A 14,865-nucleotide genomic window follows, 5' to 3' on the forward strand; every position below is an offset into this window, starting at 1 on the left:
ACCCGGGGCGGGGAACGCACGGCCGCGGCGCACCTCAGTACCCGTAGCGCCTGCGGGACGGGGAGGTCACGGCGGTGACCAGGTGGCGCCGCCAGGGCGCCAGGGCCTCCCGCCACCCGTGGTCGGCGCGCACACCGATCCGCCCGGCGGCGAACCTCATGGGGTTCCCCGACACGGCGTGGCCCTCGGTGAGCCTGGCCTGTCCGCCCTCCGCCTCCAGCGGGCCGTTCCCGCCGCCGGTCTCGCCCGCGTAGCCCGCGAACGAGGCGACACGGGCGAACTCCCCGGTCGGATCGGCGACGAAGTCCTCGTAGCGCACCCTCAGCGTGGGTGTGCCGAGTCGGGCCAGCGCGTCGAACGTGGCGTTCTGCGCCATCCACTGCACCGCCGAGCGACCGGCCGAGTAGCGCGCCATCTCCGGCTCGCTGCTGGCCTCGGTCGCGTCCGGCCGGACCACCCGCTTGCCCCAGGCGTGGGCGACCGCGCGGGGGTCGCGCACCACGTGCAGCAGCCGCATCCGGGCGCCGTAGCGCCGGCGCAGGCACGCGGCCAGGGACGCGTGCTTGCTGGCGTCCACGACCACGCGCGCACCGCTGACACGGGACACGGCCGCGTAGAGGCGGTGGTAGAACTCCGTGTAGCGGTCGCAGCGGGCGGCGAGGCGGTCCTCCCTCGCACCGTTGAGCAGGACCGGCAGGAACCGGGTCCGGTCGACCTCGTCCTTGAGCCGCAGCACCTGTTCGGTGTCCAGGCGGTCCCAGCCACCGAAGGCCTCGGCTCCCACCTCGGCCCAGAAGCCGCATTCGGAGAACGGGCGACCGCAGCCGCACCTCTCGTTCTCCAGCAGTCCCCGCCGCCACAGGTGCACGATCTCCCCGATCGAGCAGAACCCCGGCAGCTCACCGAGCAGCCGCTCGATGAGGGTCGACCCGGAGCGGCCCATGCCGCCGACGAACACCAACCGATAACCGTCGTTCACACACCCAGGCTATTACCCCGGGTCATCGGAACACGGCATTGCGTCACAACTCGCCGGTCGGGCCCCTGCGGAGGCCGGAGGGGGCCGCCGCCCCCGGAGACGCCGAACGGCCCCGGTCAGGGAGGTCACGCCCTGACCGGGGCCGTCCGTGTTCTCACTCAGCGGCCGTGGGGCCGACTGTGGACGCGCGGGGTCTCCACAGCCGTTCCCGGGCTACAGGCCGGTGACGTTGAGGAGCAGGTTGACGGTGCCGGAGGGCACGCTGCTCAGCTTGTCGGCGCTGGCGTTGGTGACGAGCCAGTCCTGGATGGTCGCCTGGTCGTCGTCGCCGAGGCTGCTCTTGTAGAGGGCGGCGGCGCCGGCCACGTGGGGGCTGGCCATCGAGGTGCCGTTGAAGGAGTCCGTCCCGCCACCGGGGATGGTCGACTCGACGTCCACGCCGGGAGCGTAGATGTCCACGTCCGCACCGAAGTTGGTGAAGGAGGCGGAGGTGTCGGACTCGTCGGACGCCGCCACCGTGGCCACGCCGTCGGCGCCGCCCGGGGAGGTGTTGCCCGCGTCCTGGCCCTCGTTGCCCGCGGCGACGGCGACGAACACACCGGCCGCGGCGAGGTTGTTGACGGCCTCGTCCAGGGTCGGGGAGACCGGGCCGCCCAGGGACAGGTTCGCGACCGAGTTCGCACCGGCGTTCTCGGCGACCCAGTCGACGCCCGCGATGACGTCGTCGTAGGAGCCGGAGCCGTTGTCGTCGAGGACCTTGACGCCGAAGAGGTCGGCGCCGGGCGCGACACCGTAGGTGTCGGAGCCGATGGTGCCCGCGACGTGGGTGCCGTGGCCGTTGCCGTCGCCGCCGTCGCCGCCGTAGGCGTCGAAGGCGGACGAGGCGCGACCGCCGAAGTCCGGGTGCGTGGCGTCGATGCCGGTGTCGATGATGTAGGCGGAGACACCGGCGCCGTCACCGGTGGTGCTGTAGGAACCGTCCAGGGGGAGGTCCTCCTGGTCGATGCGGTCCTGGCCCCAGGTGACGGTGGTGTGCGCGACGCCGACCTCCTCGACGTAGGCGACACCGTCCTGTGCCCGCAGGTCCTGCACCTCGGCGGCGCTCAGGCTGGCCGAGTAGCCGTTGAGGACCTGCTCGTAGGTGTGGTTCACCTGGTCCGCGGAGATGCCGAGGGACGAGGCACTCACGGAGGAGGTGCTGACCGAGTCCTCCAGGACGACGAAGTAGTCGCCGCCCGCAGCGGCGTCGCTGGTGTAGAGGGGCGCGAGCTCGTCGGCTCCCGCGGAGACGGCGCCGGAGAGCGCGAGGGGAAGGGAGAGGGCACCGGCAGCGGCCACGCTGATGGCCACACGCCGAGTGGTGTGCTTCTGCACTCTTATTCTCCTTGTTGGGGGTTTGGGAGTGGGAGGTACACAGTGAGGCATAACCGAGCGTGTTCGCCCGATTGCACCCTTCCTGCGATTCGCTACCTTAGTAACGATCCGCCCTTTATGCCAGTGTTAGGACGAAGTTTTTTTACGTCCAACGAACACTGTCCTCATACCCCCACAGGGGATCCGAACCCCATGGACCTGCTCACATACCTCAGCGCACCCGACCCAACACGGCCTTGTAGTGGGGAAACACCTATTGCCCCGATGCTTATGGGACTCCGTACCAGAAACGCTGAAACAGGTTTTTACGATGGGAAACCATTTCGTAAGAATGCGAATGTCTTCGCCTTCGTCTCGGAAACGCCCCCGCGAGTCCGCGGCCGCCGCTCCGGAGCGGGCGCCCTCTCCCCCGGCGCCGGACCTGCGCGGTCCCGTCGGCCTCTTCCGCGTGCTCCGGGCCCGGAGCACGCGGAAGGGGCCGCCCGCGGGCGGCCCCTGTACCGGAGGCGTCCTGTCTAGGCTCCGTCCCGTCCCCCACCCCGCTCAGGGGTGGCTCCGGTCGCCCCCGGGATCCGGGGGCGCCTGCGGGCCGGAGGGCCGTCCTAGGGCGTGTTCCGTGGATGCTTTCGGTTGACTCGGCGCTTGCGCCGATCGACGCGAGCGGCTTCCACGCCATCTCTCGCAAGACGGGTAGCGCAGGTCAGCCCGGGTTTGGCTGTCCAAGCGCAGTCGGCGCAGCGAGAGGCAGCCTGGGGGACGCGAGCCCGGAATGATCCGCGGAACGCGGCCTAGTCGGTCTTGACGACCATCCCCGCACCGACGGTGGTGTTCGTGGCCTCGTCGATGAGGATGAACCCGCCGGTCTGCCGGTTGCGGGAGTACTCGTCGACGAACAGCGGCTGGGTGGAGCGCAGCCGCACCCTGCCGATCTCGTTCAGCGCCAGGTGGTCCGCCTGCTCGTCGCGGTGGAGCGTGTTGACGTCCAGCCGGTACCGCAGGTCCTTGACGACGACCTTCGCGGTCCGGGTGGTGTGCTTGAGCAGGAGCTTGGAGCGCGGGGTGAGCTTGCGGGCGTCCGTCATCCAGCAGACCATCGCCTCCAGGTCCTGCGTGGACGCCGGGGTGTTGTTGGGGCGGCAGATCATGTCGCCCCGGGAGACGTCGATCTCGTCCTCCAGCAGGAGGGTGACCGACATCGGCGAGTAGGCCTCGGAGACGTCCCCGTCCGCGGTGACGATCCTGGCGATGCGCGTGTTCAGGCCGGAGGGCAGGTGGGTGACCTCGTCGCCCGGCTTCAGGACGCCGCCCGCGAGCTGGCCCGCGTAGCCCCGGTAGTCGTGCAGCTCCGGGTCGTCGGACTTGTGCGGACGGATCACGTACTGGACCGGGAAGCGCGCGTCGATGAGGTTGCGGTCGGAGGCGATGTGCACGTTCTCCAGGTGGTGCAGCAGGGAGGGCCCGGTGTACCAGGGCATGTTCTCCGAGCGGGTCACCACGTTGTCGCCGTGCAGCGCGGAGATCGGCACGAAGGTCAGGTCGCGCGCGTCGAGCTTGGTGGCGAAGTCGCTGAACTCCGCCTTGATCTCCTCGAACCGCTCCTCGGAGTGGTCCACCAGGTCCATCTTGTTGACCGCCAGCACCAGGTGCGGGACCTGGAGCAGGGTGGTGAGGAACGCGTGGCGGCGGCTCTGCTCCTGGAGCCCCTTGCGGGCGTCCACCAGGATGATCGCCAGGTCGGCGGTCGAGGCGCCGGTGACCATGTTGCGCGTGTACTGGATGTGCCCCGGCGTGTCGGCGATGATGAAGGTACGCCTGGGCGTGGCGAAGTAGCGGTAGGCCACGTCGATCGTGATGCCCTGCTCGCGCTCGGCGCGCAGGCCGTCGGTGAGGAGCGCCAGGTTGGTGTACTCCTCGCCGCGCGCGGCGCTGGTGCGCTCCACCGCGTCGAGCTGGTCCTCGAAGATCGACTTGGAGTCGAAGAGCAGTCGGCCGATCAGGGTGCTCTTACCGTCGTCGACGGAGCCCGCCGTCGCGAACCGCAGGATGTCGTTGCTCATGCTTGCCTGGTCCAATGTGGGAAGTGTGGGCGGCTCAACAACCGGATGGCGGCGGCAGTGGCCTGCGCCGGGAACGTCCGTCAGGAGGCGGGCGGGGTGGCGTGCGGCCGGTTCCGCGCCGCCGGTGTGCGTCGGAGTGGTGGAGCCCGGCGCGGCCCGGGGCCGCGCCGGAGGCGTCCTTCGGAAGGCGCCGGGCGGGCTAGAAGTAGCCCTCCCGCTTGCGGTCCTCCATCGCCGCCTCGCTGGCCCGGTCGTCGGCGCGGGTCTGCCCGCGCTCGGTGATCCTGGTCGCGGCGATCTCGGCGATGATGTCGTCGATCTCCACCGCCGTGGACTTGACCGCCCCGGTGCAGGTCAGGTCGCCGACGGTGCGGTAGCGGACGGTCTCGTCGAAGGGGACCTCGGTCTCGTCCCGCTGGATGATCGGCGAGTCGGCGAGCAGGATGCCGTCGCGCTCGAAGACCCGGCGCTCGTGCGCGAAGTAGATGGAGGGCAGTTCCAGCCGCTCCCTGCGGATGTAGGCCCACACGTCCAGCTCGGTCCAGTTGGAGATCGGGAAGACCCGGATGTGCTCGCCCCGGTCGATGCGGGTGTTGAACACGCTCCACAGCTCGGGGCGCTGGTTCTTGGGGTCCCACTGGCCGAACTCGTCGCGGAAGGAGAAGACCCGCTCCTTCGCCCGGGCCTTCTCCTCGTCGCGCCGGGCGCCGCCGAAGGCCGCGTCGAACCCGTTGTCCTCGATGGCCTCCAGCAGCGCGGACGTCTGGAGGCGGTTGCGGCTCGCCCAGCGCCCGGTCGGTTCGGACACCTTGCCCGCGTCGATCTGCTCCTGCACCGAGGCGACGACCAGCCGCACCCCGGCCTCGGCGACCCTGCGGTCGCGGAACTCGATGACCTCGTCGAAGTTGTGGCCCGTGTCGACGTGCATGACGGGGAACGGGACGGCCCCGGGCCAGAACGCCTTCTCCGCGAGACGGAGCATCACGATGGAGTCCTTGCCGCCCGAGAAGAGCAGCACCGGCCGCTCGAACTCCGCGGCCACCTCGCGCATGATGAAGATCGCCTCGGCCTCGAGGACGTCCAGCTGGGAGAGCTGGTAGCGCCCGGGCGCCTGCTGACTCGCCTGACCCATGAATCCGCCTTAGAAATACCGACACGGCCGACGGCGGAGGGGTCCTTCGGTCAGCCCCCCGCGTGCGGACCCGCGCTGTCCAGGTCCGCCCCGTCGCGGATGCTCGCCAACAACATACCCGACAATTCCGATCGGCATACAAGGACATCGGGGAGTAGCGGGTCGGCTACGTTGTAGCGCAGCTCGGAGCCGTCGATCCGGGATGTGTGCAGGCCGGAGGCCCGTGCGACCGCCACCGGGGCCGCGCTGTCCCACTCGTACTGACCGCCCGCGTGCACGTAGATGTCGGCGATGCCGAGCAGGACCGCGCAGATCTTCGCGCCCGCCGATCCCATCGGGACCACCTCGGCGCCGAGCTGCGTCGCCATCCGCTGCACGAAGGCGGGCGGACGGGTCCGGCTGGCCGTGATGCGCAGGCGCTGTCCCGACGGGCGCTCCTCCGGCAGCCAGGGCGGGTCGACCGTGGAGAGCGTGCTGCCCTGGGCGGGGAGCGCCACGGCTCCCGCGACCAGGTCGCCGTCCTCCCACAGGGCGACGTGCACCGCCCAGTCGGTGCGTCCGGCCTCGGCGAACTCGCGGGTGCCGTCGAGCGGGTCGATGATCCACACCCGCCTGGCCTTGAGCCTGGCGAGGTCGTCGGCGCCCTCCTCGGAGAGCACCGCGTCACTGGGCCTCAGGCGCCCCAGAGCCGAGAACAGGAACTCGTGGGAGGTCCGGTCGCCCAGCGTGCGGAGCACGTCGGGTTCGTCGAAGCCGTGCCTGGCACGCAGGCGCAGCAGCAGCTGCCCCGCCTCGCTCGCCAGGTCGCGGGCGACCTCATGATCGTTTCGGATGCTCTTCACCGGCTAGTATGCTCCCGCCCCACGGATCACCGCTGACCACGTCTTCCACAGGATCTGGATGTCCAGCGTCAGCGACCAGTTTTCCACGTACCGCAGATCGAGGCGGACCGATTCCTCCCACGAGAGGTCGGACCGGCCGCTGACCTGCCACAGGCCCGTCAGCCCCGGCTTGACCACCAGTCTGCGGCGGACGTCGTGCCCGTACTGGGCGACCTCCTCCGGCAGCGGCGGCCTGGGGCCGACGAGCGACATCTCCCCCCGGACCACGTTGATGAGCTGGGGTAGCTCATCGAGCGAGTACCGGCGCAACCACGTCCCCACGGACGTCACCCGGGGATCGCGGCGCATCTTGAACAGCACTCCGTCGTGCTCGTTGCGGGGCTGGAGCATCACCTTCAACGCCTCGGCCCCGACGACCATGGTACGGAACTTGTACACGGTGAACTCGACGCCACCCCGCCCTACACGGGTCTGCGTGAAGAGCGCGGGTCCGCGGCCCTCCACCCGGATGAGGACGAACAGGGCCAGGAACAGCGGTGCCAGCAGGAGCACCGCCAGTGCGGCCGCCGAGCGGTCGAAGACCGACTTGAGGACACGGCGGGCGCCGACCAGCTCCGGGTGCTCCACGTGCAGGAGCGGGAGGCCGGCGACCGGCCGGATGGAGGTCCGCGGTCCGGCGACCTCCATCAGCGCCGACGCGACGATGAGGTCGGTGCCGCTCTTCTCCAGCTGCCAGGCCAGGCGGCGCAGCTCGACCCCGTCCATCTCGGGGCACGCGAGGACCGCCACGGTGTCGGCCCCGACGAGGGCCGCCGCCTCGGCGGCGTCGTCGAAGGCGCCGAGGACCGGACAGTCCTCCACCGTGTCGGTCACCAGGCCGGGGACGATGTCGCTCTGGGGCAGGCACACGCCGACGACGCGCATGCCGTGGTAGATCTCGTCGCGGAACCGCCTGATGAGATCCCCGGCCGCGACCCTGTGCCCGACGACCACCACGCCGCTCATGCACTGGCCCGAGCGCCTCCTCCTGTGCAGCGCCTTGCGGCGCCCGTACCGCAGGGCGAGGCTGACCAGGGCGACGAGCGGGAGCGCCACGAGGGCGTAGCCCCGCGCGAGGTCGAACGTGACCGCGTAGGCGCCGATCGCGACGGACGCCGCGAGGGCGACCCCGGCGGTGGCGACGCGCCGGTACTCCTCGGTGCCCACCCCGAGGAAGCGCCGCGCGTAGCCGCCGCCCAGGTAGACGAACAGGATCCACACGAAGGGCAGGAGGAGGGACAGGTGGACGTGGGTGGCGGCGGTGGCCGCCCCCAGTGAGCCGTGGAAGCGGACGACGGTCCCGACCAGGGTCGCGGCGAAGGCCGCGGTGAGGTCCAGGGCCACGAGGCTCACGACGTACGGGCGCGTCCAGGAGCCCGAGCGCGTGCCCGGACCCGCGCCTCCCCCCGGTCCGTGGAGGCCGGTGTCGGCACCCCGACCCGCGGTGCCTTCCCTGGTGCCGACGACGATGCGCGTCGTCTGGTCGCGGACGGTCTTCACCCCGCTGGTGGTGATCATGCATCCCCCAAGGCCACAGCTGTGGAAGCCTTATATCGAGTCATTCCCCCAGGCGCCACGGGACTCGACGCGGAGATCAGGAGCGGGGCGTCTGGTCGGGAGCGCATGCGAACCAACGACCTGAACAGTAACCAAAAGTAGCTGAAAAGTCACGTTGAGTTGCACATTCCTGGTCAAGAAGCCCTGGTCAAGACACGAATGTGTCCTTCCCGAGCCTCGGACCACCGAAAGCGGCGCGCCGGGGACGGCCGGGCGCGGCTTCCAGAGAACGCCGACCGAAACCGCGCACGGATCGTCACCGTTCCGCGCCGTCCGTCAGCCCCGCGCCGGGCGCGGGCCCGACGGACGGCTGGACCGACGGACGGCCAGGACCGCGACGCGATCGCGGGTCAGGCGTAGTCGGGGACCATCGCCCCCGCCAGGCGCAGGTGCGGGCTTGCGAGCTCCCGCTCACCCTGGCGCTGGAGCGTGCGGCCCAGCAGAAGGCGGGCGTAGGCGTCGTCCGGGGCCTCCTCCACCAGTGCCTCCAGCCCCCGCCGCGCCCGGTTGAGCTGGGCGGACCGGTAGTGGGCGCGGGCCGCGAGCAGGCGCACGCCGCGGTCGGCGGCGTGCTCGTCGAGCATCGGCCGAAGGAGCGAGAGCGCACCGAGGGGGTCGCCCGCGCCCAACAGGGACTCGGCCTGGCGGAAGCGCTCGACCTCCTCGGGCAGGGCCCGCGGCGCGTGCCCCGCCGCGGCGGCGAGGAACCCCCGGATCGCCTCGGGACCCTGGGCTCCCTCCAGCGCGCGGCCGTTGGCCACGAACGTCGGGGAGGTGCGCACGCCGACCGCCCTGCCGCGCAGGACGAGTTCCCGCACGCCCTCCTCCCCCTCCCCCGCCCGGAGGAGCCGGCCCCCGTCCGGGAACCCGGCCGTCCGGGCGATCCGATCGAGGACCTGGGCGGACCCGATGTCGTCGGCCGCCACGAAGTGGGCGTGGAGCACGCCCTCCACCACGGCGCCCTGGAGCGCCGGACCGCCGGCCTCGCCAGCGAGCATGACGAGCCTGTGGGCGTCGTGGCTGCTGACCCGCCAGGAGGCGCCCCAGCGGGGGCCGAGCCCCTCGGCCGCGGCGACCTCGGCGACCCGGATCCGGTTCTCCCCCGGGGTGAGCCCGGGGGCGCAGGCCAGGAGGGCGGTGTCCACGAAGGGGTCGCGCAGAAGTGCGTCCAGGGGCTCCGCGACTGCGGGGGCCGAGGGGTCGATCCGGTACGGACGCCACACCACCTCCGGGACCTCCGCGCCGGGCAGGCCTGCCAGAGCCTGCTCCAGGCGTCGCTTGCCGATGTACGTCCAGGGGCAGACCACGTCCGCCCAGACCTCGATCCTCATGCGGACACACTAAACAACGATTGTTGTTTAAGCAACAGGTGTCTATTTGATGTCGGGTGCCCTAGCCTGGTCCGGTGAATCTCGACGACCCGCGCGCCCGCCGCACCCGCGACCGGCTGCGCGCCGCCCTCCTCTCCCTGGCAGCCGAACGGGAGCTCGGGGACGTGACGATGTCCTCCGTGGCGCGGCGCGCCGAGGTGAACCGGGCGACCGTCTACCAGCACTACGCCGACCTGGACGCCCTGGTCGCCGACGCCATGGACGACGCCGTCGCGCACGTGGCGCGGTGCGCGGCGCTGTGCCCGCTGGACGCTCCGCGCGACCGGGCGCCGGAACCCCTGGTGGACCTGTTCGAGCACGTGTCCGAGAACGCCGTCCTGTACCGGCGGATGCTGTCCGACCAGGGAAGCCCCCGGTTCGCGAACCGGTTGCGGGAACGCCTGGCCGAGGAGCTGGCCGCGCGCTTCGCGGCGGGGACGAGGCCCGCGGGGTTCGGCGACGTCCCGGTGCGCACGCACTCCGCGTACCTGGCCGGAGCGCTCGTCGGCGTGATCGCCGACGGCGTCCGCGCGGGGACCGGGACGGAGACGGGTCCGGGGGACGCGCACCCGGCAGGGGACTCAGCCGACGGCGCACACGGCGCGGGCGGGGCGGACGGGGCGCGCTCCCTGGCGCTGGCCACCTGGCGGCTGCTGCGAGGCTGAGGGCCGCGGCCGGGGGGATCGGCCTCAGCCGGCCCCGTCCAGCCCCGCTTCCCGGAGGATGCGCGCCACGCTCTCGCCCAGCCCGGACCGGTGGTCGATCACGGTCTCCAGGCCGCCGGGCAGCAGGTCGCCAGGGCGCCACCAGGCGCGCAGTTCGGGTTCACCGACGTCCAGGCCCTCCTTGGTGGCGGGCCGACGTCTCCTCGAACGGCACGTCCAGGTAGTAGCACCGCGTCACGCCCCGGTGGTCCGCGGCCGGCCCGGCGAGCATCCCCGCGTAGCGGTCGGCGTACAGGATGCCCTCGACCACCACGTGGAAGCCGTGGGCCAGCGCGTAGCGGGCCATCAGCCCGATCAGGCCGACCGCGGCCCCGCCCGGCACGTCCCGCTCCCTGAGCACGTCACGGCGCACGTTGTCCTGGCCGACGAGCGCGAGGCCGCGCCCGTACGCGGCGCGCAGCCCCGCGGCGACCGAGCTCTTGCCCGAGGCCGAGTTGCCGCGGATCACCACCAGCCGTGTGTCAGCGGTGCCGACAGGGCCCTGGAGCCCGTCCGGGACCGTGCCTCTCCCGTTCGGCGGTACCGCTCCCTCAGGCAGCGGTGTGGTAGATGTTCTGCGCCCGGCCCAGGCCGTCCCGGAGCACCGTGCGCACCGCGTCGGCGGCGCGATCGACGTTCAGGTCCAGTTCGGAGCGCTCCGTCGAGGAGAAGTCCTTGAGAACGTACGCGGCCGGGTCCATGCGACCCGGCGGGCGGCCCACTCCGAACCGCACACGGATGTACTCGGGGCTGGACAGGGACGCCGTCATCGACTTGAGGCCGTTGTGCCCGCCGGGCCCGCCGCCCTTCTTGAGCTTCAGGGCGCCGAAGTCGATGTCCATCTCGTCGTGCACCACGACGATCCGCTCGACGGGCACCTTGTAGAACCTCGCCAGTCCGGCCACCGGGCCGCCCGACAGGTTCATGAAGGTCCTGGGCTTGGCCAGGACCACCGGCACACCCTCCAGGCGGGTCTCCACCACCTCGGCGTGCGCCTTGTGCGCCTTCCAGCGCTCACTCCCGGCGAGTGACTCCACCACCAGGAAACCGGCGTTGTGCCGGTTGCCCGCGTACTTGGGGCCGGGGTTGCCCAACCCCACGACGAGCCAGCGATCGGCCTCGCCCATGTCCTCGCTCCCCCCGTCGGCGCTCTTCCCGTCGCCGCTCCTGCTCCCGGTGTCGCCACCATCGGCTTGCTTCCTGCCCGACAACGCCCTCAACCAGGTCCACATGGAGCACGACCCTACCGATACGGCGAACGCGCGGCCCCCGTGGGGACCGCGCGTTCGTCGAGATCTGTGGATGGCACACCGCCCTACTCGGCGGCGGACTCCTCGGCGGACTCGGCGGCCGCGGCGCTGGTCTCCGGCTCCTCCTCCACGCGGGGCGCGGAGACGGTCAGCAGGAGGGACTCGGCGTCGGTGACCAGGGTGGCGCCCGCGGGCAGCTTCAGGTCGCCGGCGGTCGGGTTGGCGCCGACCTCCAGGCCCTCGATGTCGAACTCGACACCGGTGGGGATGTTGGTGGCCTCAGCCTCGACGGTCACGGTGACGAGCTCCTGGTTGAGCACACCCGGGGCCTTGACCTCACCGGTCAGGTTCACCGAGATCTCAACCTCGACCTTCTCGCCCTTGGACACGACCAGGAGGTCGATGTGCTCAAGGAAGCCCTTGATGGCGTCGCGCTGCACACTCTTGGGCAGGGCGAGGTTGTCCTTGTCCAGGCCTTCGAGGCGGATCAGGACGTTCGGGGTCTTCAGGGCGAGCATGAGCTCGTGGCCCGGCAGGTTCAGGTGGCGGGGCTCGGTGCCGTGGCCGTAGAGGACGGCCGGCACCTTACCCGCGCGGCGGGCGCGACGGGAGGCGCCCTTGCCGAATTCCGTGCGGGGCTCGGCAGCGATACGTACCTCGGACACGACAAAACTCCTCGGGTTCAACCCCGCAGCACGGGGAACACGACTCCAGTAGTACGAACGATTCTCGCCCTCGGCGGAGAATGCGGCGGGGTCTCCCCTGATGCAGGGGACGCGACCGCCCTGGTTCCAGGCGTGCCCGGCGAGCCGTCACCGGACCCGTCCGGCCCGGGAACGCTCGTCGCGCACCCCTGCCCGCACTTCCAGACGAAGCCGAACACGACTCCACCTGGGCACGGGGACACTCGGTCAAGTCTACTGGCTTCACTGACGACTCAGAACACGCCCCGTCGACTGTCACCCTCCGAACCGGGAGGCCGTCAACGGGGCGCGCGGGACATGGTGAGAACTTGGTACCGGTCTACTCGAACAGGCTCGTGACCGAACCGTCCGTGAAGACCTCGCTGATGGCGCGGGCCACCAGGGGGGCGATCGAGAGCTGGGTCAGCTTCTCGAAGGCGCGCTCCTCGGGAACGGGGAGCGTGTTGGTGATGATCACCTCGGAGATCCGCGAGTTCTGGAGGCGTTCGGCCGCGGGGCCGGACAGCACACCGTGCGTGGCGGCCACGATGACCGCCTTGGCGCCCTGCTCGAACAGCGCCTCGGAGGCCTTCACGATGGTGCCGCCGGTGTCGATCATGTCGTCCACCAGGACGCAGACGCGGTTCTCGACCGTGCCGACGACCTCGTGGACCTTGACCTGGTTGGCGACGTCCGGGTCGCGCCGCTTGTGGATGATCGCCAGCGGGGCGCCCAGCCGGTCCGCCCAGCGGTCGGCGGTCCGCACGCGGCCCGCGTCCGGGGAGACCACGGTGATCTCGGAGCGCTCGACCTGGCTGGCCACGTGGTCGGCCAGGATCGGAAGAGCGAAGAGGTGGTCGACCGGGCCGTCGAAGAAGCCCTGGATCTGGTCCGTGTGCAGGTCGACGGCCATCATCCGGTCCGCTCCCGCGGTCCGGAACAGGTCGGTGACCAGACGCGCGGAGATGGGCTCGCGGCCGCGGTGCTTCTTGTCCTGGCGGGCGTAGCCCAGGATCGGCGTGACCACGGTGATCCGCTTGGCGGACGCGCGCTTGAGCGCGTCCACCATGATCAGCTGCTCCATGATCGACTCGTTGACCGGGTCGGCGTGGCTCTGGATGACGAACGCGTCGCAGCCGCGGACCGACTCCAGGTACCGCATGAAGATCTCACCGTTGGCGAAGGTGTCGAACCGGGTGGGGACCACCTCGATCCCCAGCTCCTTGGCTACCTCCTCGGCCAGCCCGGGGTGTGTGCGCCCCGAGAACAGCATCAGGTTCTTCTGGCCGGTGGCCTTCATGCCGGTCACGTGTTTCTCCCCCACAGTCACTGCTTGTCGTCGGCTCTGTGCCGATCGGCCTTGTCCGCCGCCTCGGCGGCGGGCGTCCCCGGGCGCTTGCGCCGGGTCCAGCCCTCCACGTTGCGCTGGCGGTGTCCCTCGGAGATCGCCAGCGCGCCGGGCGGCACGTCGTTCCTGATCACGGTCCCCGCACCGGAGTAGGCGCCGTCGCCCACGTGCACGGGCGCGACGAAGGTGTTGTCGCTGCCGAGCCGCACGTGGTCGCCGATGACGCTCCGGTGCTTGTCGACTCCGTCGTAGTTGACGAACACCGAGGAGCAGCCGATGTTGCTGCCCACGCCGATGTCGGCGTCCCCGACGTAGGTCAGGTGCGGGATCTTGGATCCGGCGCCGACGTTCGAGTTCTTGATCTCGACGAAGGCGCCGGCCTTGGCCCGCCCGGCCAGGCGGGTGCCCGGCCGGAGGAAGGTGTAGGGGCCCACGGAGGCCCCGGGACCGACCTCGGCCCTGTCCGCGGTGGTCTCGCGCACCTCGGCGCCCTGCCCGACGACCGTGTCCCGCAGGTCGGCGCGGGGGCCGACGACGGCCTCCTCACCGATGACGGTGGCGCCCCGCAGGCGGGTGCCGGGTTCGATCACGGTGTCTCGCCCGATCAGGACCTGCGCGTCCACCCACGTGGACGCGGGGTCCACGACGGTGACCCCGGCGAGCATGTGCCCGGTGAGGAGGCGGTCGTTGAGGACGCGGCGGGCCTCGGAGAGCTGGACGCGGTTGTTGACGCCCTGCACCTCGTGCCAGTCCTCGGCGATCCAGGCGCCGACCCGGTGTCCGTCGCCGCGCAGCAGCGCGACCGCGTCGGTGATGTACTCCTCGCCCTTGGCGTTGTCCGTGGACAGGCGCTGTACGACCTCGGACAGGAGCGCGCCGTCGAACGCGTACATGCCCGAGTTGATCTCGTCGATCGCGTGCTGTCCGGGCGTGGCGTCGGCGTGCTCGACGATCCCGGTGAAGTCACCGCCGTCGTCGCGGACGATGCGCCCGTAGCCGTGGGGGTCGGGGACCCGGGCGGACAGCACCGTGACGGCGTTGCCCTCCTTGTCGTGGGCGGCGACCAGCTCGGAGAGCGTGGAGCCGCGCAGGAGCGGGGTGTCACCGCACGTCAGGACCACGGTGCCGGAGAGCTCGGTGCCCTTGGCGGCCAGGTCCTCGACGGCCATGCGCACCGCGTGGCCCGTGCCGTTCTGTTCTTCCTGGACGGCCGTGGCGGCCTCGGGGGCGACCTCGGCCAGGTGGGCTCTCACCTGGTCCCGGGCGTGGCCGACGACCACGACCGCGTGGTGAGGGTCCAGTTCGCCCGCGGCCGCGAGAACGTGGCCGAGCATGCTGCGGCCGTTGAGTTCGTGGAGGACCTTGGGAAGCTTCGACTTCATTCGGGTGCCCTCGCCCGCCGCAAGGACGATGACGGCAGCCGGACGGTTCACGCTCACTGAAGGAGACCCCTCGTGATAGCTGGCATTGAACTGTCGGCTCACCCTTCGGCGGCTCGACCCGCGTGCCGCGCGGGCGGCCGTCGGATGA

The 14,865-nt window shown here is 71.2% G+C and carries 13 protein-coding genes; 1 reads left to right on the forward strand and 12 read right to left on the reverse strand.

The annotated features are described in order from the left end of the window. Nucleotides 1–34 precede the first annotated feature (34 nt). From Q8791_RS04135 to Q8791_RS04165, 7 genes are all read right to left on the reverse strand, one after another. Nucleotides 35–958 (reverse strand): sulfotransferase, encoded by a 924-nt coding sequence (locus tag Q8791_RS04135; RefSeq protein WP_330090441.1) that lies wholly within the window; start codon nt 956–958, stop codon nt 35–37. A 234-nt stretch (nt 959–1,192) separates the two neighbouring features. Then, nucleotides 1,193–2,353 carry a S8 family peptidase gene (locus Q8791_RS04140; RefSeq protein ID WP_330090218.1) on the reverse strand — a complete coding sequence of 387 codons (1,161 nt, stop codon included), beginning with the start codon at nt 2,351–2,353 and terminating at the stop codon, nt 1,193–1,195. Between the two features lie 788 nt (nt 2,354–3,141). Continuing rightward, nucleotides 3,142–4,410 carry a sulfate adenylyltransferase subunit CysN gene (gene cysN, locus Q8791_RS04145; protein WP_330090219.1) on the reverse strand — a complete coding sequence of 423 codons (1,269 nt, stop codon included), beginning with the start codon at nt 4,408–4,410 and terminating at the stop codon, nt 3,142–3,144. A 199-nt stretch (nt 4,411–4,609) separates the two neighbouring features. Next, on the reverse strand, nt 4,610–5,542 hold the full coding sequence (gene cysD / locus Q8791_RS04150; protein WP_330090220.1) for a sulfate adenylyltransferase subunit CysD: 933 nt from the start codon (nt 5,540–5,542) through the stop codon (nt 4,610–4,612). Between the two features lie 50 nt (nt 5,543–5,592). Beyond that, nucleotides 5,593–6,384 (reverse strand): 3'(2'),5'-bisphosphate nucleotidase CysQ, encoded by a 792-nt coding sequence (locus tag Q8791_RS04155; RefSeq protein ID WP_330090221.1) that lies wholly within the window; start codon nt 6,382–6,384, stop codon nt 5,593–5,595. A 3-nt stretch (nt 6,385–6,387) separates the two neighbouring features. Next, the gene (locus Q8791_RS04160; protein ID WP_330090222.1) at nt 6,388–7,941 is read right to left on the reverse strand and encodes a sugar transferase; all 1,554 of its coding nucleotides are present in this window, start codon (nt 7,939–7,941) and stop codon (nt 6,388–6,390) included. A gap of 389 nt (nt 7,942–8,330) precedes the next feature. Continuing rightward, complete coding sequence (locus Q8791_RS04165) at nt 8,331–9,311, reverse strand: DsbA family oxidoreductase (RefSeq protein WP_330090223.1); 981 nt, start codon at nt 9,309–9,311, stop codon at nt 8,331–8,333. 74 nt (nt 9,312–9,385) lie between these two features. On the opposite strand from Q8791_RS04165, the gene Q8791_RS04170 reads away from it, so the two are divergent. Continuing rightward, the gene (locus tag Q8791_RS04170) at nt 9,386–10,015 is read left to right on the forward strand and encodes a TetR/AcrR family transcriptional regulator (RefSeq protein ID WP_330090224.1); all 630 of its coding nucleotides are present in this window, start codon (nt 9,386–9,388) and stop codon (nt 10,013–10,015) included. Nucleotides 10,016–10,175: 160 nt separating this feature from the next. Here the strand turns inward: Q8791_RS04170 and Q8791_RS04175 are convergent, their stop codons facing one another. The 5 genes from Q8791_RS04175 to glmU all read right to left on the reverse strand — a co-directional run bounded on the left by Q8791_RS04175 (nt 10,176) and on the right by glmU (nt 14,774). After that, nucleotides 10,176–10,526: a P-loop NTPase family protein gene (locus tag Q8791_RS04175; RefSeq protein ID WP_330090225.1), complete on the reverse strand. Its 351-nt coding sequence runs from the start codon at nt 10,524–10,526 to the stop codon at nt 10,176–10,178. Between the two features lie 79 nt (nt 10,527–10,605). Then, nucleotides 10,606–11,181: an aminoacyl-tRNA hydrolase gene (gene pth / locus Q8791_RS04180; protein WP_330090442.1), complete on the reverse strand. Its 576-nt coding sequence runs from the start codon at nt 11,179–11,181 to the stop codon at nt 10,606–10,608. A gap of 188 nt (nt 11,182–11,369) precedes the next feature. Next, entirely contained in the window at nt 11,370–11,969 is a 600-nt protein-coding gene (locus Q8791_RS04185; RefSeq protein WP_330090226.1) for a 50S ribosomal protein L25/general stress protein Ctc, read from the reverse strand. Nucleotides 11,970–12,327: 358 nt separating this feature from the next. Next, nucleotides 12,328–13,296: a ribose-phosphate diphosphokinase gene (locus Q8791_RS04190; RefSeq protein WP_330090227.1), complete on the reverse strand. Its 969-nt coding sequence runs from the start codon at nt 13,294–13,296 to the stop codon at nt 12,328–12,330. Between the two features lie 17 nt (nt 13,297–13,313). Beyond that, complete coding sequence (gene glmU / locus Q8791_RS04195) at nt 13,314–14,774, reverse strand: bifunctional UDP-N-acetylglucosamine diphosphorylase/glucosamine-1-phosphate N-acetyltransferase GlmU (RefSeq protein WP_330090228.1); 1,461 nt, start codon at nt 14,772–14,774, stop codon at nt 13,314–13,316. Nucleotides 14,775–14,865 lie beyond the last annotated feature (91 nt).

This window comes from Nocardiopsis codii (assembly GCF_036327455.1).
In the GTDB taxonomy this organism is placed as follows: domain Bacteria; phylum Actinomycetota; class Actinomycetes; order Streptosporangiales; family Streptosporangiaceae; genus Nocardiopsis; species Nocardiopsis codii.